The 23,229-nt window shown below is 40.5% G+C and carries 26 protein-coding genes and 1 pseudogene; 20 read left to right on the top strand and 7 right to left on the bottom strand.

What is annotated here, in order from left to right; translation table 11 throughout:
* Nucleotides 1-234 precede the first annotated feature (234 nt).
* Nucleotides 235-1,028, top strand: a pseudogene (locus tag AC3ZVC_RS23050) (NAD kinase).
* 56 nt (nucleotides 1,029-1,084) lie between these two features.
* A complete protein-coding gene (locus AC3ZVC_RS23045; RefSeq protein ID WP_490065408.1) occupies nucleotides 1,085-1,969 on the top strand; it encodes an RluA family pseudouridine synthase in 885 nt (294 codons plus the stop codon).
* Nucleotides 1,970-2,011: 42 nt separating this feature from the next.
* On the opposite strand, the gene prpE is transcribed toward AC3ZVC_RS23045, so the two are convergent.
* The gene (gene prpE / locus AC3ZVC_RS23040) at nucleotides 2,012-2,746 is read right to left on the bottom strand and encodes a bis(5'-nucleosyl)-tetraphosphatase PrpE (protein WP_490065407.1); all 735 of its coding nucleotides are present in this window, start codon (nucleotides 2,744-2,746) and stop codon (nucleotides 2,012-2,014) included.
* A gap of 248 nt (nucleotides 2,747-2,994) precedes the next feature.
* Here prpE and mgtE point away from each other — a divergent pair, with 248 nt between their 5' ends.
* The 5 genes from mgtE to AC3ZVC_RS23015 all read left to right on the top strand — a co-directional run bounded on the left by mgtE (nucleotide 2,995) and on the right by AC3ZVC_RS23015 (nucleotide 8,173).
* Complete coding sequence (gene mgtE / locus AC3ZVC_RS23035) at nucleotides 2,995-4,371, top strand: magnesium transporter (protein ID WP_490065406.1); 1,377 nt, start codon at nucleotides 2,995-2,997, stop codon at nucleotides 4,369-4,371.
* 12 nt (nucleotides 4,372-4,383) lie between these two features.
* A complete protein-coding gene (locus AC3ZVC_RS23030; protein WP_490065405.1) occupies nucleotides 4,384-6,243 on the top strand; it encodes a monovalent cation:proton antiporter family protein in 1,860 nt (619 codons plus the stop codon).
* A gap of 193 nt (nucleotides 6,244-6,436) precedes the next feature.
* Entirely contained in the window at nucleotides 6,437-7,207 is a 771-nt protein-coding gene (gene fabI / locus AC3ZVC_RS23025) for an enoyl-ACP reductase FabI (RefSeq protein ID WP_490065404.1), read from the top strand.
* A gap of 409 nt (nucleotides 7,208-7,616) precedes the next feature.
* On the top strand, nucleotides 7,617-7,946 hold the full coding sequence (locus tag AC3ZVC_RS23020) for a hypothetical protein (RefSeq protein ID WP_490065403.1): 330 nt from the start codon (nucleotides 7,617-7,619) through the stop codon (nucleotides 7,944-7,946).
* Between the two features lie 14 nt (nucleotides 7,947-7,960).
* A complete protein-coding gene (locus tag AC3ZVC_RS23015) occupies nucleotides 7,961-8,173 on the top strand; it encodes a CotO family spore coat protein (protein WP_490065402.1) in 213 nt (70 codons plus the stop codon).
* Nucleotides 8,174-8,221: 48 nt separating this feature from the next.
* On the opposite strand, the gene AC3ZVC_RS23010 is transcribed toward AC3ZVC_RS23015, so the two are convergent.
* Nucleotides 8,222-8,725: a CotY/CotZ family spore coat protein gene (locus AC3ZVC_RS23010; protein ID WP_490065401.1), complete on the bottom strand. Its 504-nt coding sequence runs from the start codon at nucleotides 8,723-8,725 to the stop codon at nucleotides 8,222-8,224.
* Between the two features lie 131 nt (nucleotides 8,726-8,856).
* Between AC3ZVC_RS23010 and AC3ZVC_RS23005 the strand changes: the two genes are divergently transcribed.
* The 9 genes from AC3ZVC_RS23005 to spoVIF all read left to right on the top strand — a co-directional run bounded on the left by AC3ZVC_RS23005 (nucleotide 8,857) and on the right by spoVIF (nucleotide 13,588).
* The gene (locus tag AC3ZVC_RS23005) at nucleotides 8,857-9,213 is read left to right on the top strand and encodes a DUF1360 domain-containing protein (RefSeq protein WP_490065400.1); all 357 of its coding nucleotides are present in this window, start codon (nucleotides 8,857-8,859) and stop codon (nucleotides 9,211-9,213) included.
* A 331-nt stretch (nucleotides 9,214-9,544) separates the two neighbouring features.
* Nucleotides 9,545-10,000, top strand: coding sequence for a sporulation protein (locus tag AC3ZVC_RS23000; RefSeq protein WP_490065399.1), 456 nt, complete (start codon nucleotides 9,545-9,547; stop codon nucleotides 9,998-10,000).
* A gap of 32 nt (nucleotides 10,001-10,032) precedes the next feature.
* Nucleotides 10,033-10,509 (top strand): stage V sporulation protein AC, encoded by a 477-nt coding sequence (gene spoVAC / locus AC3ZVC_RS22995; protein ID WP_490065398.1) that lies wholly within the window; start codon nucleotides 10,033-10,035, stop codon nucleotides 10,507-10,509.
* The gene (gene spoVAD, locus AC3ZVC_RS22990) at nucleotides 10,509-11,522 is read left to right on the top strand and encodes a stage V sporulation protein AD (protein WP_490065397.1); all 1,014 of its coding nucleotides are present in this window, start codon (nucleotides 10,509-10,511) and stop codon (nucleotides 11,520-11,522) included. Before spoVAC ends, spoVAD begins: the two co-directional genes overlap by 1 nt.
* A gap of 14 nt (nucleotides 11,523-11,536) precedes the next feature.
* Entirely contained in the window at nucleotides 11,537-11,893 is a 357-nt protein-coding gene (spoVAE, locus tag AC3ZVC_RS22985) for a stage V sporulation protein AE (protein WP_490065396.1), read from the top strand.
* A gap of 22 nt (nucleotides 11,894-11,915) precedes the next feature.
* Entirely contained in the window at nucleotides 11,916-12,113 is a 198-nt protein-coding gene (locus tag AC3ZVC_RS22980) for a hypothetical protein (RefSeq protein ID WP_490065395.1), read from the top strand.
* 11 nt (nucleotides 12,114-12,124) lie between these two features.
* Complete coding sequence (locus AC3ZVC_RS22975) at nucleotides 12,125-12,991, top strand: DUF421 domain-containing protein (RefSeq protein WP_214725388.1); 867 nt, start codon at nucleotides 12,125-12,127, stop codon at nucleotides 12,989-12,991.
* Nucleotides 12,992-13,080: 89 nt separating this feature from the next.
* The gene (locus AC3ZVC_RS22970; protein ID WP_490065394.1) at nucleotides 13,081-13,206 is read left to right on the top strand and encodes a YjcZ family sporulation protein; all 126 of its coding nucleotides are present in this window, start codon (nucleotides 13,081-13,083) and stop codon (nucleotides 13,204-13,206) included.
* 127 nt (nucleotides 13,207-13,333) lie between these two features.
* Nucleotides 13,334-13,588, top strand: coding sequence for a sporulation-specific transcription regulator SpoVIF (spoVIF, locus tag AC3ZVC_RS22965; protein WP_214725384.1), 255 nt, complete (start codon nucleotides 13,334-13,336; stop codon nucleotides 13,586-13,588).
* Between the two features lie 22 nt (nucleotides 13,589-13,610).
* Here spoVIF and AC3ZVC_RS22960 read toward each other — a convergent pair whose 3' ends face one another.
* Nucleotides 13,611-15,956 (bottom strand): UvrD-helicase domain-containing protein, encoded by a 2,346-nt coding sequence (locus tag AC3ZVC_RS22960; protein WP_490065393.1) that lies wholly within the window; start codon nucleotides 15,954-15,956, stop codon nucleotides 13,611-13,613.
* A 230-nt stretch (nucleotides 15,957-16,186) separates the two neighbouring features.
* On the opposite strand from AC3ZVC_RS22960, the gene AC3ZVC_RS22955 reads away from it, so the two are divergent.
* The gene (locus AC3ZVC_RS22955) at nucleotides 16,187-16,471 is read left to right on the top strand and encodes a hypothetical protein (protein WP_490065392.1); all 285 of its coding nucleotides are present in this window, start codon (nucleotides 16,187-16,189) and stop codon (nucleotides 16,469-16,471) included.
* 20 nt (nucleotides 16,472-16,491) lie between these two features.
* Here the strand turns inward: AC3ZVC_RS22955 and AC3ZVC_RS22950 are convergent, their stop codons facing one another.
* From AC3ZVC_RS22950 to AC3ZVC_RS22935, 4 genes are all read right to left on the bottom strand, one after another.
* The gene (locus AC3ZVC_RS22950) at nucleotides 16,492-17,166 is read right to left on the bottom strand and encodes a DUF421 domain-containing protein (protein WP_490065391.1); all 675 of its coding nucleotides are present in this window, start codon (nucleotides 17,164-17,166) and stop codon (nucleotides 16,492-16,494) included.
* A 103-nt stretch (nucleotides 17,167-17,269) separates the two neighbouring features.
* Nucleotides 17,270-17,692 (bottom strand): GNAT family N-acetyltransferase, encoded by a 423-nt coding sequence (locus tag AC3ZVC_RS22945; protein WP_490065390.1) that lies wholly within the window; start codon nucleotides 17,690-17,692, stop codon nucleotides 17,270-17,272.
* 6 nt (nucleotides 17,693-17,698) lie between these two features.
* On the bottom strand, nucleotides 17,699-18,217 hold the full coding sequence (locus AC3ZVC_RS22940; RefSeq protein WP_490065389.1) for a YjcG family protein: 519 nt from the start codon (nucleotides 18,215-18,217) through the stop codon (nucleotides 17,699-17,701).
* 198 nt (nucleotides 18,218-18,415) lie between these two features.
* Entirely contained in the window at nucleotides 18,416-19,138 is a 723-nt protein-coding gene (locus AC3ZVC_RS22935; RefSeq protein WP_490065388.1) for an alpha/beta hydrolase, read from the bottom strand.
* Nucleotides 19,139-19,434: 296 nt separating this feature from the next.
* Here AC3ZVC_RS22935 and AC3ZVC_RS22930 point away from each other — a divergent pair, with 296 nt between their 5' ends.
* From AC3ZVC_RS22930 to AC3ZVC_RS22920, 3 genes are all read left to right on the top strand, one after another.
* Nucleotides 19,435-20,433 carry a TAXI family TRAP transporter solute-binding subunit gene (locus tag AC3ZVC_RS22930; protein WP_490065387.1) on the top strand — a complete coding sequence of 333 codons (999 nt, stop codon included), beginning with the start codon at nucleotides 19,435-19,437 and terminating at the stop codon, nucleotides 20,431-20,433.
* Between the two features lie 149 nt (nucleotides 20,434-20,582).
* Nucleotides 20,583-21,113: a DUF1850 domain-containing protein gene (locus AC3ZVC_RS22925; protein ID WP_490065386.1), complete on the top strand. Its 531-nt coding sequence runs from the start codon at nucleotides 20,583-20,585 to the stop codon at nucleotides 21,111-21,113.
* Nucleotides 21,103-23,061, top strand: a complete 1,959-nt coding sequence (locus tag AC3ZVC_RS22920; RefSeq protein WP_490065385.1) for a TRAP transporter permease — start codon at nucleotides 21,103-21,105, stop codon at nucleotides 23,059-23,061. Before AC3ZVC_RS22925 ends, AC3ZVC_RS22920 begins: the two co-directional genes overlap by 11 nt.
* Nucleotides 23,062-23,229: the final 168 nt, after the last annotated feature.

Below are 23,229 nucleotides of genomic sequence, written 5' to 3'. Positions count from 1 at the left end.
CCCTGTTGATTGGAGCGGAAGGCGTGAGACTCCTCGAAAATGCATACGCATTTACTTCGTGCGGTGTTTATTCAAGGAAGCTTATTCAAAGTCCTGCGGGATTGCGGTTAAAGGGAGACCCCACAGGCTAAATGTGAGGAGGATCCCGGATCGCCCGCGGTTCGCTGAGTGCCTGGAGCGGAAAGAAACAGGCAAGTTTAACAGAGCTATTACTAAAAGAGGAGCTTGGATACGATGAAATTTGCCATTACCTCAAAAGGAGATTCAAAATCAAATACACTCATGCACAAAATGAGAACCTATTTATTGGACTTCGAGCTGACATATGACGAAGAACAGCCTGATATTGTCATATCGGTAGGCGGGGATGGCACTTTGCTCTATGCCTTTCACCGATATAGCAGCCGTCTTGATAAAACTGCGTTTGTGGGGATTCATACGGGCCATTTGGGATTTTATGCAGACTGGGTGCCGGAGGAAATCGAAAAGCTTGTGATTGCAATTGCCAAGACTCCTTATCAAGTGATTGAATACCCGCTGCTTGAGGTGATCATTCGCTACCAGCATGGCGGGAAAGAAACACGCTATTTGGCACTGAATGAATCAACAGTTAAAGCGGTTGAGGGAACTCTTGTGATGGATGTAGAGATTCGCGGACAGCACTTTGAGCGTTTCCGCGGGGACGGACTTTGTGTATCGACTCCATCTGGCAGTACAGCATATAACAAAGCATTGGGAGGGGCTATCCTTCACCCTTCGCTGCCTGCCATCCAGCTAGCTGAAATGGCGTCAATCAATAATAAAGTGTTCCGTACAGTCGGTTCTCCGCTAGTACTTCCGGCTCATCATACTTGTATGCTCAAGCCCGTAAATGAACCGGATTTTCAAATTACGATTGACCATCTGACTCTTCTTCATAAAGATGTAAAATCGATTCAGTTCAGGGTGGCAGATGAGAGATCCGGTTTGCCAGATTCAGGCCATTTCCATTTTGGAAGAGAGTCCACGACTCCTTTGTTGCGGATTAAACAGCTAAAATGAATCTTGTTTGGGAAAGTCTAATAGAACAGGAGCACAAAGAGTCATGGCGCATTTTCAATTGCAATGGGTAATTTCCGCCCGGCATTCAGGAAAAATGATCAGGGAATTCCTTAAAGAAAATGATATTTCAAAGACAGCACTTACGGATATTAAATTTGCAGGAGGTTTTATTACTGTGAATGATACCGAAGTGACTGTCCGTTATGAACTTAAAGAAGGAGATGTGCTTAAGGTTGGTTTTCCGGAGGAAATACCGAGCGAGGGGATGAAAGGCGAAGACTTGCCCCTGGACATTCTTTATGAGGATAGCTATGTCCTTGTTGTGAATAAACCAGCTGGTATGAGCACGATTCCTTCCAGAGAGCATCCGTCAGGCAGTTTGGCAAATCGCCTGATCGGATACTATCAGCGAATAGGGTTAATGTCTACCACACATATTGTAACACGGCTGGACAGGGATACTTCTGGCATCGTACTGATCGCAAAACACAGGCATGTCCACCATTTGTTCAGCCAGCAGCACCGATCACGGGAGATACACAGAATGTATGAAGCATTTGCAGAGGGGACCATCAGACAGGATACCGGTACTATAGAGATGCCGATAGCGAGAAAGAAGGACAGCATTATAGAACGGGAAGTCAGTGAAGAAGGGCAATATGCTTGCACTCATTATAAGGTTATCAGCCGAAAAAAAGGGTTTACTCATCTGCGGCTGAAATTGGAAACTGGGAGAACCCATCAAATCAGGGTCCATCTTTCCTGGCTGGGACATCCCTTGGTGGGAGATGAACTGTATGGAGGAAGGAGGGACTTCCTCAACCGCCAGGCACTTCATTGCTCCAGTCTTTCCTTTTTTCATCCGTTTTTGCAAAAGACTTTATCGTTTGAAGTACCTCCCCCAGAAGATATGGGTTGCCTATTATAAAAAAGCCGGTTTCCGGCTTTTTCTTTTTAAATCATAATATATTTATAGTGCTCTAAATTTTTCCTCAACTAAAGGCATGCTTGATGGAACAGACAGTATGTCCATTTCAGGATATCTGAGGGCGGTTAATTTATTGCCAAATACGACCCCTGTATCGATGTTATAAGTATTTTTGATTTTCCTGACTTCTTTTACCGGAGTATGCCCATATACAATGGCAGCCTTTCCTTCATATTGCTTTGCCCAATCCAGCCTAACCGGTGTCCCGTCAGGGTTCTTTTCTCCGGTAATATCTCCGTATAGAACGAATGTTTTAACTTTGGAAGAATGCTTGCCGATATAATCCTCCCTTATCCCGGCATGGGCAATGACAAGTCTTTTGTTGTCTAGTACATGGTATAAAGGTGCTTTTTCATACAGCTCCATGAACTTTCGCCTAATTTCCGTTCTTCTCTTCGAATCAAGTTCTTCATATTCAGCTACAGTCGTCTCCAACCCGTGGGTAATTTGAACCTTGTTCCCCAAAAAGTAACGGTATAATTTATTGCAATGATTTCCTGGCACGTAGAAAGCCAGATCATTTGCTGCAAGATTATATACTGCATCAATGACTGTAAGGGATTCTGGTCCCCGATCTGTTAAATCACCTACAAATGCCAGTCTCCTCCCATTTGAATGAACCGGATATCCGCTGCTCCAGTCGTAATTCATTTTCAGGGTAAGCTCTTTAAATTCGGCAAAACAGCCGTGAATATCGCCAATAATATCTAGTTTCATCCTGGCACTCCTTTGCTTAATCTACTGTTATGTTATCAATATTCCTTTTTATTATCCGGGTTTGCAAATTTTAAGCTTGCTGCGGGGCCTCGGTGATTTTTTGTTTGTGGAAAGGGAACTTTAAGGTTAATAAACAAAGAGTCGACCCTTATTTTTACCAGATGGATGTTCATAGACGACAAAAAAACAAAGATTTGCTAGTATAGTGAGGTACGTTTTTCAATAACTATGAAAGGGGGTAATTCATTATGGCAGAACATGCAGAAGAAAGAGATACGCATATCAATAGAGATCTTTTAATCCAATCTTTACAAAATGAAGAAATTGACATTTTCAGGAATGAATTTCTTGAATTGCATCCTTATGATCAGGCTTCATTTTTTAAAGATCTGGATGAGGACATCAGAACAAAAATTTATCTTTATCTCTCTCCGGAAGAAATGGCTTCCCTTTTTGAAAATCTGGAAATTGATGAAGAAGAATATAAAGACGTTCTTGCTGAGATGAACCCCAATTATGCAGCAGACATGCTTTCGCAAATGTATGCGGATGATGCTGTCGATGTATTAAATGAACTTGATAAAGACCAGGTTGTCAGCTATTTGACCATCATGGACGATGAATCGGCAAAGGAAATTAAAGATTTGCTTCATTACGAAGAATATACAGCAGGAAGCATCATGACGACGGAATTTGTCTCCCTGTCAGCAAATCAGACCGTCCGATCAGCCATGTATATTCTTAAAAATGAAGCGCCCAGGGCCGAGACGATTTATTATGTGTATGTCGTTGATGAGGAAAGAAAGCTTATTGGGGTTATCTCTTTAAGAGATTTGATTGTCAGCGATGATGATACGATGATCTCTGAAATTACAAACGACAGGGTTGTATCAGTGTCCGTAGGTGAAGATCAGGAAGATGTAGCAAGAAAGATTAAGGACTATAATTTCCTGGCTGTCCCTGTTGTGGATTTTCAGAATCATTTATTGGGAATTATAACAGTAGATGACGTCATGGACGTTATGGATGAAGAAGCATCTGATGATTACTCAAAACTTGCGGCTGTTTCTGATATGGATAATATCGACAGAAACCCGGTCTCCGCTGCACGCAAAAGACTGCCGTGGCTTATCATATTGCTGTTTTTGGGAATGTTAACTGCAAGCCTGATCGGAAGATTCGAAGATACCCTGGATCAAGTTGCAATTCTTGCTGTTTTTATCCCGCTGATAGCGGGAATGGCAGGGAATACAGGTACCCAGGCATTGGCTGTAGCTGTCAGAGGTATTGCGACAGGCGATTTGGAAAAAGAAAATAAAATGAAGCTTATCATAAGAGAAGCAGGGACAGGTTTGATCACCGGAGGAACCTGCGGTGTTCTGGTAACGTTGGTTATTTATTTATGGCAAGGAAATTTCTTTCTGGGCATTTTAGTTGGTATTTCTATTTTATTTACACTAATTGTTGCAACCTTAGCCGGTGCCCTTATTCCTTTATTCATGCACAGGATGAACATCGATCCAGCTGTGGCTTCAGGGCCATTTATTACAACAATTAATGATATCATCAGCATTCTTATTTATTTTGGAATGGCTACATTATTTATGAGTTATTTAACAGGTTAAGGGGGTTTTTCTATGGAACATGGAGCATCGGTTACATCACTCGTAATTGTCATTTTAGCTGCTTTTATTACGCCCATTTTGCTACACCGGTTAAAGATTAATTTTATTCCAGTAGTAGTTGCGGAAATTCTTGTCGGTTTGATAATAGGGAAAAGCGGATTTGATATTGTCCATGAAGATATGTGGCTTGAAACACTTTCAACATTGGGCTTTATATTTCTTATGTTTTTAAGCGGACTGGAAATTGACTTTACCGCCTTTTCATCGAAAAAGAAACGTGAAAAACTTCCAAATGGAAAACTTGAACCAAATTCGTTTATGGTAGCGTCAATCATTTTTATAGGCATTTTCCTTGTTTCATTGGGATTATCTTATTTATTTGTCCTTGCAGGCTTCATTGATAACGCCTTTTTGATGACACTAATCATCTCCACCATATCCCTTGGTGTCGTAGTTCCGACTTTAAAGGAAGCCCATATAATGAAGACTGGCATCGGCCAAATTATTTTATTAATTGCGGTTATCGCCGATTTGGCAACGATGATTTTACTTGCTGTTTTTGTTTCCTTGAATGATGGAGGAGAAGGAAATACTTGGCTGCTTCTTGTCTTATTTGCCGTAGGTGTTTTATTGTATTTTGCTGGCAAGCGGTTTAAAAACCTCAAATTTATTGAAGCATTGTCAACAGGTACTGTTCAAATCGGAACGAGGGCTGTCTTTGCTCTCATTATTTTCCTTGTTGCACTTTCAGAAACAGTCGGAGCAGAGAATATTTTAGGTGCGTTCCTGGCAGGTGTGCTCGTATCACTGCTTGCACCTAACCAGGAAATGATTCATAAGCTGGACTCGTTCGGTTATGGATTTCTCATACCGATTTTCTTTGTAATGGTTGGAGTGGATCTTAATGTCTGGACTTTGTTCGGCGATCCCAAAATGCTTATGCTTATTCCACTTCTGCTGATTGCCTTACTTCTTTCTAAGATTTTGCCAGTTTATCTTTTAAAAAGATGGTATGATATGAAGACGGTAATTGCTTCAGGCTTTCTGTTAACCTCCACCTTATCGCTTGTGATTGCTGCTGCAACAATTGGGGAAAGGATGGGCGTAATTACGGCAGAAATGAGCGGCACGCTGATTCTGGTGGCTGTAATCACAAGCGTCTTTACACCGGTTGTTTTTAAAAAGCTCTTTCCTCAGGAAGCTGCAGAGGAGAAGAAGCTCAAGGTTTCCTTCATTGGAGCTAACCAAATGACTATGCCGATCTATAGTGAGCTTAAATCCTCTTTATATGAACCTGCTCTTTATCACAAGAAGCAGGAAAAGTCGGAAAAACAAATTGCAGACTCTTTATTTGATATTATTGAAATAGAAGATTTCGATATGGAGGCACTTGAGAAAACAGATGCTTTTGATTCGGATATCGTTGTTATTTCTACAGGCGACGAAGAGACCAATGCGACACTATCCATTGCTTTTAAAGAAAAAGGCGTGGAGCGAGTCATTTGCCGCATGGAAAGCCCTGATATGGAAGAAACCCTTCGTGAGCATGATGTAGAACTATTTTCTACGATACTCTCTGCCAAGGCGCTTCTGCGGGCATTAATTGAATCACCAAGTGTAGTTAATATTTTAACAAATCAGGATACTGCATTATATGAAATCCGCTTATTAAACGAGCAGTTTGAAGGCATGATGCTCAGAAGATTCCCTTTTACAGGGGATGTCATTTTCGTACGGATTTTCAGGGGGAAGGATTCAATCGTGCCTCATGGGGATACCGAACTTCATGTCAATGACCGATTGATTGTTACAGGTTCTAAAGAATATGTTGATGAATTAAAACGAGAGCTAGAATTTTGTGAATGGTGTTAAGAAGCGTAAGGTATGATATAAATTACCTGAGATCGTTGAATGCAGCATCAAACGTTATATAATCCTGCTTGCCACAAGCAGGATTTTTTTCATGTTTCCAACACCGCTATAGGCTTTTCTTTTTTAAAAAATTCATGTACAATTAGCACTAGGTACTAATAACTTGTAATAAATATTTCAGGAGGCCTATAAAATGACTCTTTCTTTAAATGGAAAAACGTTCGTAGTAATGGGAGTTGCCAATAAAAGAAGTATTGCCTGGGGGATTGCCCAATCTCTTCACAATGCTGGTGCAAGGCTGATTTTTACATATGCTGGAGAAAGGCTTGAAAAAAGTGTACGTGAACTTGCTGAATCGCTGGAAGATGCCAATTCACTCGTATTGCCTTGCGATGTAACAAGTGACGAAGATATTGCAAAATGCTTCAGCACAATTAAGGAAGAAGCAGGCGTAATCCATGGAATTGCACACTGCATCGCCTTTGCCCATAAGGAAGAACTTCAGGGTGAGTATATGAACACAACAAGGGACGGATTCCTTCTTGCGCATAATATCAGCTCTTATTCCCTGACGGCTATCGCGAAGGAAGCAAGAGGGTTAATGACAGAAGGAGGAAGCATTGTCACCCTTACCTATCTGGGCGGTGAAAAGGTTGTAAAAAATTATAACGTTATGGGAGTGGCAAAAGCATCCCTTGATGCAAGTGTCAAATACCTTGCTAATGATCTTGGAAAAGACGGTATTCGTGTAAACTCCATTTCAGCCGGACCAATCAGAACTCTTTCTGCTAAAGGAATCAGCGAATTTAATTTAATTCTAAAGGAAATCGAAGAACGTGCACCGCTTCGTAAAACTACTACGCCTGAAGAGGTTGGAGACACTGCGTTATTCCTGTTCAGCAGCCTGTCACGCGGAATTACAGGAGAAAATATCCACGTTGATTCTGGTTATCATATTCTTTAAATTATGAGGCTGACTCAAATGGTTGTTGAACTACAATTTTTTTGAGTCAGTTTTTTGTTTTATGACATTAAGGACAATTATTTTTCACCTTAGTGTATGTGCTGATATTGATTCTTGCATCCTGTTGATTGGAGCGGAAGGGGCGAGACTCCTGCGGGAGAAGCGAGTCAACGGGAGACCCCGCAGGTGCGAATGCACCGAGGAGGCTCCCGGATCGCCCGCGGAAAGCGAGCCCCTGGAGTGGAAATCAACAGGCCAATTTTATAAAGCTATTGTCTTGGAAGAAAGAGGGTGCCCAAAGCCTATACTTTTTGGACACCCTCTTTTTTATTGTCCACGCAGAAACGAAAGCCCATTTTCTGCATACATATAATAAGATGAAAGATTATGATTGCGGAGGTGGACGATAGTGGCAGAGAAAAAAGAAAAGCAACCCCTATTTTATATTCAGCAGCCAAATTTTCAATTTCCGGAAACTAAAATGCAAACTGTTTATTCCAGCAGAAAAGCAGAATCGGAAAATAAAAACAAGCAATTGGAGACAGGGTCGGAACTTCATGATCATACCACTATAGAAAAACAAAAAAACAAGATTGAGAATGCGGCGGTTGAGAAAGTCGCGGACCAGGAGAAAGTGCAGGAAGCCATAGAAGAATTTGAAGCAAGCCGGGAAGAAAAAAAGAAGCACCCTCTTTTGCTTTTACAACAGAAAAAAGGAAGCCATCTTTTAAACGGGTGAAGGGCTTTAAGGAAATGGACACGGCTGAACGTTTGGATTACTTAATTGATTTTCCAAAACAGCTTCCCCCAATTCCTTGCATTTTCGAAACCGACGAGAAAGCAATTAGAGGATTTTTGGCAACTAAAGATAAAGAATGGATAGAAATTAAACTTTTTGATGAATCAATTGAAAAAATTAGCATTCAATCATTAAAGGAAGTAAAAATGATTGGCTTAAGAAGATAATCTTCCCACAAAAAGAGCCAGCCGTATGGTGCGGCTGGCCACTTTTAATTAGTCTTCACAAACATCAAGGTCTACATCGGCAATACATTGAACAGCGCAGAAGCAGCTTAGATCAACTGTAACACAATCGTCAGTCGCTAAGAAGTAGTCTACTTCACAAACTTTCTTCAAATCAATGCAGCAGTCATCAGCAAGATTAACTACCTTGTCACGACCTTCTTTCCTATTTACCGGAAGAAGGACACGAAGCACTGCACAGCAGTTATCAAATACTTCTTCTACTCTGAAGAAGATGGAAACACATGCACAGTCATCTCCTTTAAAGAAAGCATGGAACGGTGATCCATCAGCTGTTTTTAGTGTGAACACGCGAGTATCCGGACGCTTATGGCGACGTTTGCTTGAAGGTGATATAGCTCCCAGCGGCTCCAGGAAACAGTTTGAAGGGCATTCGCACACATCTTCTGCATTATCTTGAATATCTTTTATAGCACGAACTACTTCACATACACAGCTTTTGCCTTTGAAGTCGTCTTTTTTTCCACAACCCATTTTTGATTTCCTCCTTGTTTGTTTCTTGTGGTCTACACTAATAACATATTGCCGGGGTGCCCTATGGGTTACGGACAAACGCCTTGTTTTACTAAAAAATAGGCTCTTTTTTTATAATTGGAGGTGAAAAGGTGGATATAACACCTATGGAATTGCTGATCCTCTCTCTTGCAAGCTTTCGGCTGACCAGGCTGATTGTGTTTGATAAAATTACTGAATTTATTAGGAAACCATTCCTGGAGGAAGTAGAAGAAAAAGGTGAAGATGGTGAAACTGAAATATATATAGTCATAAAAAACGGAAGGGCCCGGGGTTTTTTCGGTGAACTTTTGAGCTGTTTTTGGTGTACGGGCGTATGGAGTGCCATCTTTATATGTGCATCATATGCTTTTCTCAGGGAATGGGCTGTTCCGGGATTGCTAGTGCTCGCTGTGGCGGGGCTTGCAGCAATCATTGAAACGGTGCTTCAAAAGTGGATCGATGAATAGAAAGGTATTTATTGCCTAGGCATTTGATTTACACAAGCATGGTGGCTCAGCATAAAATATTCAGAGGGAAAATATTTGAAAATGGAGGGCCTTCCCATGATGAAGAATGAAAATGAGCAAGCGGACACAAAATCCAGGCCTCTAAAAAAGAAAAAGAAAAAAGGCTGTGGATGCGGGAAAAAGTCGAAGAAAAAATAAAAATAAAGCCGGCAGGTTTCCGGCTTTATTTTTTTGTGGGCGATTGGAAAAATTAGGATTATCAATAGTTTTCATAAATTCGCACCTTTTCGAGGACAATATAACTAAAGTTTCTACATAGGAAGGGAATTATATGAAAAAAAGACACTTATGGCTATCGGCAGCCTTACTCTTCGCAATAACTGGATGCAGCGGAGATGGAGAAGTGACAGAAAGCGATTTGGCACTTCTCAAGACGACCAACCCTCCGCCTACTTTAATTGAAAAAAATACAAAAAAGAATTTGGACTTGGTTGCAAGTATTGAGCATGATATCGAATCCATGGAAGAGCTGTATGATGTGGCTGTTGTGAAAGGGGATGGCGACACACTTGTGGCATACAAAGTCAAACACCTGAAGCGGTTTCACATGAAAAAGATTGAAAAGAAGATGAATAAGATGCTGGAGGAAAAATATCCTGACGAGAACTTTACCGTCTCGAGTGACTATAAGATTTTCATTGAGGCAGTAGAGCTCCAGGAAAAAATGAAAATCCGGATTTCTCTGATAAAAAAGCAAAAAAGAAGCTTGATAAAATTATTAAATTAAAAAATGAAATGACATAGAAAGGGGCATGGGCAATGAGTAAAAAAAATTCCAACAAGACACCGGAGCAGCAGCAATATGAACAGCTGGAACAAAAGCATGAACTGCAGCGCCCCGTCATAAAAAATTGTATCCGTGCTTTCTGGGTAGGAGGCCTAATTTGTGCAATCGGACAGGCTATAACGTATTTCTATATTTATTTTTTTAACTTTACAGAGCAAACAGCCGGAAATCCGACGGTAGCTACAATGATTTTCCTTTCCATGCTGCTCACTGGCTTTGGCGTCTATGACCGCCTTGGCCAATTTGGGGGTGCCGGGAGTGCTGTTCCTGTAACAGGGTTTGGGAATGCAGTCATTTCCGCAGCAATTGAGCATCGTACAGAGGGATTTGTACTGGGTGTCGGGGGAAACATGTTCAAGCTTGCCGGCTCCGTCATTCTTTTTGGGGTATTCTCGGCTTTTGTAGTAGCTCTCATTAAAACGCTATTAGGGATATGGGGGGTTATTTAATGCTAAAAGGAAAACAATCCTGGATTTTTCAAAACCGCCCTGTAATTGCTGCTACTGGTGTTTCCGGTGGTCCTTTTGAAGCTAATGGCAATCTTGCGGAGGATTTTGACGTTCTGCACGACGACCTATGGATGGGGGAGGACTCCTATGAAAAAGCTCATCGTGTGCTTATGGAAGAAGCTGGGCAAACTGCTTTGCAAAAAGCAAACAGGCAAAAGGAAGATATTCAGTTTTATATTGCAGGCGATTTAATTAATCAAATAACTCCATCAAGCTTAAGCGCAAGGACCATACAGATTCCTTATTTCGGGATTTTTGGTGCTTGCTCTACTTCTATGGAAGGATTGGCGCTAGCATCCTTTATTGTCAATTATCAAGGGGCTGACTACATTTTGACAGGTGCATCCAGTCATAACGCAGCTGTAGAAAAGCAATTCCGGTATCCGACCGAATATGGCGGGCAGAAGCCGCCAACAGCCCAATGGACTATTACTGGTGCAGGAGCAGCCCTTGTTACTTCTAAAGTATCTGGCAAGAACATGCCTGTCACTACTTCAGCCACTGTTGGAAAAGTAATCGATATGGGTCTCACGGATCCTTTTAATATGGGAGGAGCAATGGCTCCGGCAGCTGCAGATACGATTACAGCTCATTTCAGGGATATGCAGCTTGATCCGTCTTATTATGATTTGATTGTAACTGGAGATTTGGGAAGAATTGGCCAGGAAACCGCTTATGAATTGCTGTCTAATAACGGCCTGAACATAGAAAGAGAGAAATTCAAGGATTGCGGGTTAATGATTTATAAAGAAGATCAGCCTGTTCAGTCAGGCGGAAGCGGAGCAGGGTGCTCAGCTACGGTATTGTATGGACATTTATTAAATCAAATGAAACAGGGAGTATATAAGAGAATACTTGTAGTTGCCACAGGAGCGCTTTTATCACCATTGACATTTCAGCAGAATGAGAGCATTCCTTGCATTGCCCATGCAGTTTCAATCGAAATGGATTAAAGGAGGGTTTTTGTATGTTGCCAATGTTTTTCTGGGCTTTTGTTATAGGGGGGCTTATTTGCGTATTCGGCCAGATATTATTTGATGTATTTAAATTAACACCTGGTCATACATTGAGCTTATTAGTTGTAATAGGAGCGGTTCTTGATGGAATAGGTCTTTATGAACCACTAGCTGACTTTGCAGGGGCAGGAGCAACAATACCGATTACAAGCTTTGGCAATTCCCTGGTGCATGGCGCCATGCAGGAAGCTGACCAGCACGGCCTTGTCGGTGTTTTGACAGGAATGTTTGAGGTAACCAGCTCCGGTATATCCGCTGCCATTATATTCGGCTTTATCGGCGCACTTATTTTTAAACCAAAAGGCTAATGGCGAAGGACGTTGGTAACGGATGGAAGAAAGTAAACAAAATCTAAAGGTACTGCAAGTGATGATTAAGGAGATGGAATGGGCGTTAAGTGAAAAGGCCATGGCTTCATCAGATGATAAAGCACAGCGTATTTTCCATCAGGGGATGATTACAGCTTCAGATATAAATGGTTTCTTATCCAAGCGCATAAGAGAACTTAATCGTTCATTTCATTATTAGGGGCAACTACAATGACGGAAATACTTGCAGCAGTTGTACGTTCATCATTTATTATCCTGGGACTCTTTTTCATCACGAAATTATTAGGAAAAAAGCAGCTCTCCAAGCTATCCTTTTTCGAATATATTGTTGGCATCACTGTAGGCGATATCGCAGGAACACTTTCTATGGATCCTGAACTAAGCTTAAGGGATGGAATAACTGCCTTATTGATTTGGGCATTTGTGCCATTATTTATCAGCATTTTGTCATTAAAAAGCAAGCCCTTTCGAGATTTTGTTGAAGGGAAGCCAACAACTTTTATTGAAAAAGGAAAAATACTGGAAGATAATTTAAGAAAAGAAAAGTTCAGTGCAGACGAATTGATGGAACAGTTAAGAAAAAAAGATATTTTTCGGGTTGCCGATGTGGAATTTGCTTCTTTGGATTCGAATGGCGAATTAAATATAATATTAAAAAAAGCCAAACAGCCGCTGACTGCAGGAGACTTATTTGACCACTTTCCAGAAGCGGGCGTACCACATGCTGTCATTATGGATGGGACCATTTACTACGACGCTTTGAAAAATGCGGGAGTTAGCAGGGAATGGCTGAGCATAGAATTGGCAAAAAGACAAGTAGAGCCAGAAAATGTCTTTTTTGCTCAAATTGATGAGCAAGGCCAGCTTAAAATTGATCTTTATAATGACTCATTAAAGATACCTGAGATAAAGCAGGACGAGCATCTTTTAATCTTAATGAAAAAAATTCATTCTGAACTTGAATGGAACTCAATGACTGCACAAGAACCTGTTTTAAAAACTGCTTATAAGGACTACGCAAGGCGCATAGACGAATTAATAACAAAGGCCAAGCCTTATTTTAGTCTGATGGACTAAAATGCAAGAGTTGCTTAGGGGCTTGCCTATACACCTACTGGTTAATATACATATCTTGTATTGAGTAAAAACAAAGTGAGGTGATAGGCATGGGCTTCGGTTATTGCGGCTATGGTTATGGCGGATATGGCGGGGGATACGGCGGAAACACTTTTGTTTTAATTGTCGTGTTATTCATCTTGTTAATTATTGTTGGTGCGAGTTTCTACAACTAAGATTTTTTATTTTGAGAGCGGCTGACCTAATGCCATAGTCATGGTTGGGTCGGCTTTTCTTTATTTCACCTTTTTTGCCCTCCTTCATACAATATAAAGTAGTTTAAGAAGGAGCGTGAAAAGCAGCATGGATAATAATTTCTTTAAAAACCTTGAAAAGAAAACAGGCGTAAATATGAAGGATGTATTTGAGCTGGCCGGTTCTTTGCAGAATGCAAACTTTAAAGATGAAAAGACAGTAAGAAATGTTATTAAGAGGGTTTCCAAAATTGCGAATAAGCCCGTTTCAAAAGATATGGAAGATAAAATCGTGAAATCAATTGTTGCTGACGGCAAGCAGCTTGACTTTAATACCATTTCACAGATGATGAACAAAAAATAAAGAATATAAAAGGACCTGGCAATTATCGGCCAGGTCCGTCTGCTTTTCTAAAACTTTCACGTGTGCTGCTTCTTGTAATAGGAGCAAGGAACCGAGAGGGGTAGGCTTTTCGTCCACGCCTTTTTTCAGGTACTGAAATATATAAGTCTTTTTTCGCCCTAGTTACAGCTACATACATCAGTCTGCGCTCTTCCTCCAACGGAGCGGAATCCCCTGACCGGTATGCTTCAAGAGCATGATCATGCGGAAGGCTTCCTTCTACAGCCCCGACAACATACACCACATTATACTCAAGGCCTTTTGCACGGTGGATCGTACTTAAAGTAATGGCGTTGTTATAACTTTTGCTGAGTTGCTTGATTTCTTTATTCATAGCTTTCATATGCTCAGTATGCTCCAAAAACTCGGCAAGAGAGTTAAAATTGCGCGCGGCAACCTTCAAGTCCTTCAGATCATCAGATCCCTTTTCCATCTTATTGCCTTCATTGCCCCGTTTTTTTATAAAATCCTGAAATCCGAGTTCTTTTTCAACCATTTCAATTGCAGTTAAGGGAATAAGCCCTGAAAGTGATCTGATTACGGGAATCACCTTTTTTAATTTGCTTTCCTGAAAAGCAAAGCCTGTTTTTATATGGCTAAGACATTCGAGCAGCGAACAATCCTTTAAAATACTCTCTGCTTTTATATCCTGCAAAGCCGTCTGCTTAACAAAGAGGGAAGGCAATATATCTTTAATTGCATTTTGATCCTCTTCATTTATAGAAAGCTTCAAAAAAGACAGCATGCTTCTGACAATGAAACGATCATAAAATGACTCGGCATCCTGATCTAGTTTAAAAGGGAGGCTTGAATTTGCCAGTCTCTCGAAAACAGCTCTGCTGCCGGCGTGCGTCCGGAATAACACCGCAAAATCTTGTGGTTCATAGCCTTTTTCGATTTTATCCTGAATGTCTGTTAGGATTATGGTTGCTTCCTCTTCTTCATCATACGGAAAAAATAAGAAGGGCTGCTGATTACTGGAATATTGGGCATTCATGCTTTTTGCCCGCCTTTGTTTATTAAGGGAAATAATTTGGTTGGCTGCTGAGACTATCTCATGTGCCGAGCGATAATTTTGATTTAATGTAATGACCTTTGCTTCGGGAAAATCTTTTTCAAAATCGAGAAGATATTGCGGGTCACTGCCTCTGAAAGCATAGATAGACTGATCGTCATCGCCGACTGCACATACATTTTTTGTTTGTGCAGAGAGCATTTTCATTAGTTCATATTGAACTTTATTAATATCCTGGAACTCATCGATCAAGAAATATTGAAATCGGTTTTGATATTGTCCGAGAATAGCGGGATGATTTTTAAAAAGGGTATAACAGCCTGTTAGCATGTCATCAAAATCAAATAATCCTTTTCTCTCCTTTGCTTGTTCATATCTTTTATATAGAATTGCGGTTTGTTCCTCCCAGTCATTTTCAGGTTGAATCTTCTCTGGCATGATAAGTGAGTTTTTCCAATAACTGATTTGCTGTAGGGCCAGGTCATAGGCAAATTCTTTTTCGTCCAATTTCAAATCTTTGCAAGCCTCTTTAATAATCTGCTCCCGCTGCCATTCTCTGTTCAGCAGCTTGCCTGAAGACCATTTTTCAGGGGAATGGAAGGAGAGGATCCGGTAAAACAAACTATGGAATGTACCTGATATTACCTGCTTTACTTTTCTGGAATCCATTCCGGGATAATCAAGCAGCCGTTCTTTCATTTCGGCAGCAGCCTTTGCAGTAAATGTGACGAGCATAATCGACTTCGGGTCGATCTTTTTTTCCCGCAGCATAAAAGCCGTCCTCGTAGTTAAAACTCTGGTTTTTCCGCTTCCTGCTCCAGCAAGGACAAGTAAGGGCCCCTGGATATGTGATACAGCAGCAGCCTGCCGCTCATCCAAAAAAACTCCTGATTGGGATAGCGCCTGCAAGTACTCATCCGGAAAGCTATGTTTCTGAGTGTTGTCTTTAGTGTAAGGAGGGATGTTTTTAACAGGCTGAGCTTTTTTAAAGGTTGATTCGGCATTTTTAACTGCAGTGGAAGCAATAGCCCTTGATACTGGAATCTGGAAACCGTTTCTTTCGATAAATTCTTTCGATTCAGCTTGTACAGTTTCAGAATCGGAATCCTGTTCTGCATCCTGGCACATTTTGCTATTATGCTGAATATGATAAAAATGAGGTTCCTTGCTGATGCCTAAATACAAACGGACTGAAGCCCCGCACTCCGGACAAAACAATTTCCCTTTTTTGCCCTCTTGATATATATGCTGAAAGCTTTCTCTATTTAACTTTTGAAGATTTAATACTTTATTATGTAAAAGTGCCGTTTTCATAAAAATACCCCGCTTAAAGCAGTCATTTGGACGATTGATTTTGTACGTCCATCCATAATGATGCAGAATTGCCTTTGTCACGTAAAAGAATAAGACAAAGTTTATCATATCAAAACACATAAGGATTCTAAAGTCCTTTAATGTTTAATTTTCTTTGAAAACGGGTACATAAATGCGAATTACATAACGTATTTCTTTAATAAGAGTTTGAATGGAGAGGGGGAGCAATCATGGGCTATATCCTGCCTTTGACATATTACCAATATAATCAGTACGCTGAAAGAGAAATTGGCAATAAGTATGATCCGTTTCGTTTTGTACCTGTTACCCGAATAGCTGCACAATCTAATTCAAAAGACTTCAGTCAAGAACTTGCTCCTGATATTCAAAAAAAATTAACCAAAACAAAAGCTTATCAGCGTTCTGAAAACATAAACAGTACAAATAGAAAAAAAGCAGAACAAACGTATGGCGAGCTGACTGGAAAAGGCCGTCACTTTAGTGAATGTATATAATAGAAAAAAGAAGGAGAGGCTTAGTACGTTTGCACGTGCAAAGCCTCTCCTTCTTTCCATTCCGCATATAAAACCTTCTTTATAGTTGCAGCTCCGTTCGCTTTTATTTCATTATTAAGCCTGATTTCGTCCCATCCAATGCTTTTAAGATTATCCCATACCACTTCTCCATCCAGAATGACTGTAACTGGAAGTTCGACCGAGTTAAACGGTAAGTTCAAATCCTGTAAAGTAGGCGATGCATACACTGGTTTTTTTATAGCACTAATAGTTCCGTCCGTTTCCAGGATAGCATATTCGCATTCACGGATGGAAAATACGTCCTTTGAACGGAGAAGATGCTGCAGCTGGTTTAAATCCAAGTGGTTTTTTTTTAATTCTTCATAGACAATTTGCCCCTTTTTAATAACGATAGAGGGTTCACCCTCAAGAAATTTGCGTGCACGTTTAAACTTTTGGGTAAGAGTTTCTGTTGCATAAATTAAAATTCCCCATACTGCTACTGCAAAGAAAATTTCAAGAATACCAATTTCTTCATCATAAAGTGCATTCCCCACCAGTTCTCCCAATACAATCGCAGATATAAAATCAAAAGGAGTAATCTGGGTGATTTGTGTTTTTCCCAAGACTTTTGCCATTACAAATAAAAAGATGTAGCCAATTACCAGTACACTGGCGATATGTAAATATTCCATCCAAACCACTCCTTTAAAGCTGCATCTGGAATAGTGTTTGCAGAAAGATGAAAAATTATTGCACAACAAAAAACTCCTGCCATCCAAGGCAGGAGCTAGTCCATCAAACTAATTTTTTCATCGTGCGGTGCGGGATCCCTGCATCCATAAATTCTTCCGAGATTACCTCATAGCCCAATTTTTCATAAAAAGGAATGGCTTGTGTTTGGGCGTTTAATTTTAGAGCAGGGAGTCCCTGTTCTTTTGCGTATTCTTCAATTTTCTTCATGATCGCTTTTCCAGAACCGCTTTTCCGGTTCTTTTGCAGTACGCAAATTCTTTCTACTTTGCCAACCCCATCTACAGTACGGAAACGGCCTGCACCTGCTGGCTTTCCATTATCATATAGCACAAAATGGGCTGCTTCATCCTCATACTGGTCAATTTCCTCTTCTTCAGGAACATTTTGCTCGTGAATAAATACTAGTTTGCGTACAGAAAATGCATCCTGTAATTCTTGTTCAGTTGAGACGATTTTTACTTCCACTTTTGATTATTCCTTTCCTAGTCGAAATGTTTCATATACAGTCCAAGAGCCATTTTCCAGTTGATAAAGAAGGTGAAAACGATCTACTACTTCTTCGTGATTAACAGGCTGCATTCTTAAAGATCCATAAACATCAGAATGCTCATCATTGGAAAGTTTTTGACCAATTGTAATATGAGGGACAAAATTATACTCAGGACCCTCTGCAGCAATATTATCATTCAATTCCCGGTGAAGTTCTTCCAGCTGGGAGGTAGGCTCAATCTTAAAATAAATGACATTGTTAACCGGCTGAAAAGAGCTGATTTTCGAAGCATTTATTTGAAAAGGCTGGTGTTTATTGGCTATACCGTGCAAAGTTTCAGTTAGTTCTTTAATCTCTTCTTCCGATGCTTCAAACCCGGATCTTAACGTGACATGTGGGGGGATTAATGCATAATGCGGATCATACCGCTTTCGATAAGAGTTGGCTAAATCTTGCAATTTTTTTGAAGGGAAAATAACAATACCGTATTTCGTGCTCATACAACAACCTCCATGTTTATTTTTGTTTAATAACTGGCAGGATTACATGAGATAATATAAACCTTGTAGTTGAACTATTATAGCAAATTTTCTAAATTCATTATATAATTATACCTTTTTTAAAAAGAAAAAACAGTGCCCATCCATGTATTCTTTTCGTCACAGCTTAATAATAGTCCTTTTCGCTTATAAAAAAGGTCAAAACATTAATTTAAGTGCTCTTTTCAAATCTGGCTGCCAGTATGTCCATGTGTGGTCTCCATCAAATTCATCATAAAAGTATGGAAAACGTTTTTCTTCAATTAGTTTTGAAAGTTCCCGATTTGGAGTGAGGAAGTCTTTTTCCGAGCCTTCGGTTGTTTTTACAGCTGTCTCTTCTTTTCCAATGACATGATAGATATTAAGAAGATGTGGCTGGTTGAATTCTTTCACAGCCTCCATAACTGATTCGTTTACAAAAGGGGACTGTAGAATTAACCGTCCAAATGTATTGGGGTATTGAATCGCTGCCATTAACGATACAGTAGCAGCAAGGGAGTCCCCCATCAGCGTCCGGCCCATTCCCATTTGGTAAGTGGGGAATTCCCGGTCAAGGAACGGAACCAATTCATGTGCAAGAAAGCGGATATAAGCATTATTCTGGACTCCGTCAGGATGATATTTGTTCCATCTATCTTTAACGTCTTGATATGGAACGCCGACAATGATCAGGTTTTCAATTTCCTTTTCGCTTAAGAGTTCGTCTGCGATACGGCCTGCTCTTCCAAGCTGAAAATAATCTTTTCCATCCTGAGCAATGGCAACGGTATATTTATATAAAGGTGAATAGGAAGCCGGCAAATAAATGAGCAGGCTAATCTCTTCTCCCAGCTCTTTGCTGTCTATCTTAATATCCTTAATTGATCCTCTTGGAAAATCCATGTTATCTATTCCTCCGTTTGCATGTATGTAAGGCTTTTCATCAAGATTTTATCATATATATATAGGATTTGCTTTTTACAAGTTTTCTGAATGCGGCTGGTCTGTAATAATATGGTTGTAAATGCAAAAAAGATGCCAGCAAATTCTAAAAGATAAGCGGATAGATGCATAACCTTCGGAGGATACGGAAGACGTATACTGATTTATAAATAGAAGAAGGTATCATTTGACAATCAGGATATCCTTTAGATAGTATATAGTACGAGAAACTGTAATTTTATAAAGGGGGAACTATAATGAAAAAGAAAAGTTTTCTTCTCGCAACAGTTTTACTGTTAGCGCTTTCGATGGTGCTTGCAGCATGCGGTGGCGGCACTGATGAAGGCAATGGCGACGGTGGCGAAGGCGAAGGCGCTGAAAAGCCGAAATTTATGAGCATCGTAACTGGTGGAACGGGCGGTACATACTATCCGCTAGGCGGATCGTTCGCTGAGATTATTTCTGATGCTACTGGCATTGATACAAATGCTGAAGTTTCAGGTGCATCTGCAGAGAACATGAACACTTTGAAAGATGGAAATGCTGAAATAGCTTTCTCTCAAACGGATATTGCTTCCTATGCTAAAGAAGGAAAATTAATGTTTGAAGGAGCAGCTGTTGATAATGTAAGTGCAATTGGAACACTTTATCCTGAAACCATCCAGATTGTGACAACAGCAAAGGCAGGCATTAAGACTGTTGAAGACTTAAAAGGCAAAAAAGTTTCCATTGGTGCTCCTGGTTCAGGAACTGCTGCGAATGCAGAGCAAATTCTTGAAGTCCATGGAATCACTTTAGATGATATCGAAAAACAGGATCTCTCTTTCGATGAATCTACTGCAGGCATCCAGGATGGCACAATTGACGCTGCTTTCGTTACAGCAGGAACTCCAACTGGTGCGGTAGAAGGCCTTTCTGCAACCGAGGATGTTGTCATTGTTCCAATTGAACAAGGCAAAATTGATGAACTGATCGAAAAGTATCCATATTACGTTCAGGATGAAGTTCCAGCTGGAACTTACAAGCTTGCTGAAGCTGCTCCAACAGTAGCTGTTCAGGCAATGCTTGTTGTGTCTAACGACCTTTCTGAGGAAGTTGTGTATGATGTAACAAAGGCTATTTTCGAAAATCTTGATAAAGTAACTCACGCAAAAGGCAAAATGATTAAAGCAGAAAATGCTGTTAAAGGCACGGGAATCGAACTGCACCCTGGTGCTAAAAAGTACTTTGACGAATTAGGCCTAAAAGCTGAGTAATCTGGACAAAACATAATTTAAACGCTTAAAAACTTGGCCGGCTGTAAAACCTAATAAGGTTTTTACGCCGGTCAATTAACTTTTAAAATGTTTTTCCAATCAAATGTAAAGACTGGTTATTATAACTATTATTTTAGGTGGGGTTTTATATGAAATTTAAGAAGCCAGGGAAGGCAAAACTGATCCTGGCATTCCTCAGCCTCACATCCATCGCAATTATGCTTTTCATTCCTATGAAGCAGGCTATTGTTTTTGAATATCAGAACAAAGGAGACGTGCTTGCTTATCTCCCAATTAAAGAGGACGGATCTTTTAAAATTAAGTACACTCATTCCATTCACCTTTCAGATGTTGTTGAAAGCTACAATATAACTGAAAAAGGCCATATTAAGCTATATGAGCTTATGTATGAGGATTTTGCGATTGGAATGCCTGAAAATGCTTCAAATGGAGAAATATTTGAACAAAAGGACGGCAAATATTATATTAAGAATATGAATCGGGTTTTTCCTTCATTTGATCTCCGGCTAGGAGAGGTTAGAGCAAATCATACAGTAATTAATGGAGGAAAAGAGTATCCGCTTTCAGACTATATAGAACCCGGAACCTGGGTGCGTATAAAAGCTAAAAAATTAAACTTAATTGAGACTTTGAAAGGAGTGAATATCCTTGGACAATAAAGTGGAAACGTTATCTCTGGAGGAACAGCAGAAACTGCTGGAAAAGTATGATCCTGAGGCTGGTACAAGGAAACTCAGAGGCATTATGGGCTGGATTGTCTTTATTGGCCTTTTATCATTCTCGCTATTCCATTTATATACTGGGATTTTCGGAATGCTTACAGCCCAGCTGCAGCGTTCGATCCACTTGGGGTTTGCATTGGCTCTGATCTTCCTGTTATTTCCGGCAAGGAAAAAAGACAGGGGGCGAAAACATAAAGTTGCCTGGTATGATATTATTCTAGCCATTCTTGGTATCGTTGTAGGGGCATATTGGCCGCTGTTTATTGATGAAATCGTTATGAGGGCCGGGCGTCTGACAGAGATTGATTTTTATGTTGGCTTACTTGCAGTTCTTTTAGTACTTGAAGCAACAAGGCGGGCAGTTGGATTGCCTATAACAATTATTGCGGTAATATTCCTCGCATATGCGATTTATGGCCCATATATGCCAGCATTTCTGGCACACCGCGGGCTGGATCTAGAAAGACTTGTACAAACAATGTTCTTCACAACTGAAGGGATCCTGGGTACTCCTTTAGGCGTATCTGCTACCTTTATATTCCTATTCCTGTTATTTGGATCATTCCTTGTAAAAACAGGTGTTGGACAATACTTTAATGATTTGGCTGTTTCCATTGCAGGGAAGAGAACAGGCGGACCAGCAAAGGTTGCAATTTTCTCAAGTGCCCTTCAGGGAACAATCAGCGGAAGCTCTGTAGCAAACGTTGTAACTTCGGGCTCATTTACCATTCCAATGATGAAAAAGCTTGGCTATAAGAAGGAGTTCGCAGGTGCGGTTGAAGCGACCGCTTCGACAGGCGGGCAGATCATGCCTCCAATCATGGGTGCTGCCGCATTCCTTATGGTCGAGTTCATTGGCGGAGGCATTACGTATTGGGATATTGCCAAAGCTGCAGCTATCCCTGCCCTGCTTTACTTCGCTGGTGTTTGGATTATGACTCACTTTGAAGCAAAACGTGTAGGACTAAGAGGATTAAAAGATGAAGAAATGCCAAACCGCAAAGAAGTACTAAAAAAGATATACTTGCTTCTTCCTATATTGGCCGTAATCATTTTGCTTATGTCAGGTATGAGCGTTATCCGGGCTGCTCTTTGGTCAATTGTTATAACAGTTGCTGTGAGCATGATTAGCAAAGAGACACGTATTGGATTTAAAGATGCTATTGATGCGTTAGTCGATGGTGCACGTACTGCATTGGGCGTTGCAGCTGCTACAGCTGCAGCGGGTATAATTGTAGGAGTAGTTGTTAAGACAGGACTTGGATTAAAAATGGCAAATGGCCTGCTTGACCTTTCTGGCGGGTTGTTAATTCCAACCTTAATGCTGACAATGGTTGCAGCCATTATACTTGGAATGGGTTCGCCAACAACAGCTAACTATGTTATAACCTCTACTATAGCCGCTCCTGCGATTATTTTATTAGGTGTTCCTGATTTATCTGCACACTTATTTGTATTCTATTTCGGTATTGTGGCTGATGTTACACCTCCAGTTGCTCTTGCTGCATTTGCAGCTGCTGGAGTATCAGGCGGAGATCCGATTAAAACGGGGGTAACAGCGTCCAAACTTGCTATTGGGGCATTTATTATTCCATATATGTTCGTCCTATCTCCTGAGTTATTGATGATTGATACCACCTGGTATTATTTAATCTGGGTAGTATTTACTGCCTTGACTGGTATGATGGCAATTGGTGCCGGGGTTATCGGGTACTGGATGCGAAAATTGAATTTTCTTGAAAGGCTCCTTGGAATTGCAGGGGGACTATTGCTTATCTATCCAGAAGGCGTAACTGATATAATCGGATTGGGAATTTTCATTTTGCTGATTGTGTTGCAAATGGTCTTTAAACGAGAGGATAAGGAGAAGACGCAAACAGCTTAACAAAAAAAGGAAGGATGCTCCCCTGGGGATCCTTCCTTTTTATTTTCTCTGTAAAGAACCATTTTGAATGGAACAGACTAGAAAAAAAGTAGCATCTTGCTATCTAGAGGTTTGTTGGTGAAATTGTACGAGGGAGGAAGGCATAATAAAAAGCCGTATTTCGCATTG

The organism is Cytobacillus sp. C11.1, assembly GCF_058145115.1.
Note: the sequence above shows the minus strand (reverse complement) of the source record. Positions and strands in the feature narration are given on the sequence as shown.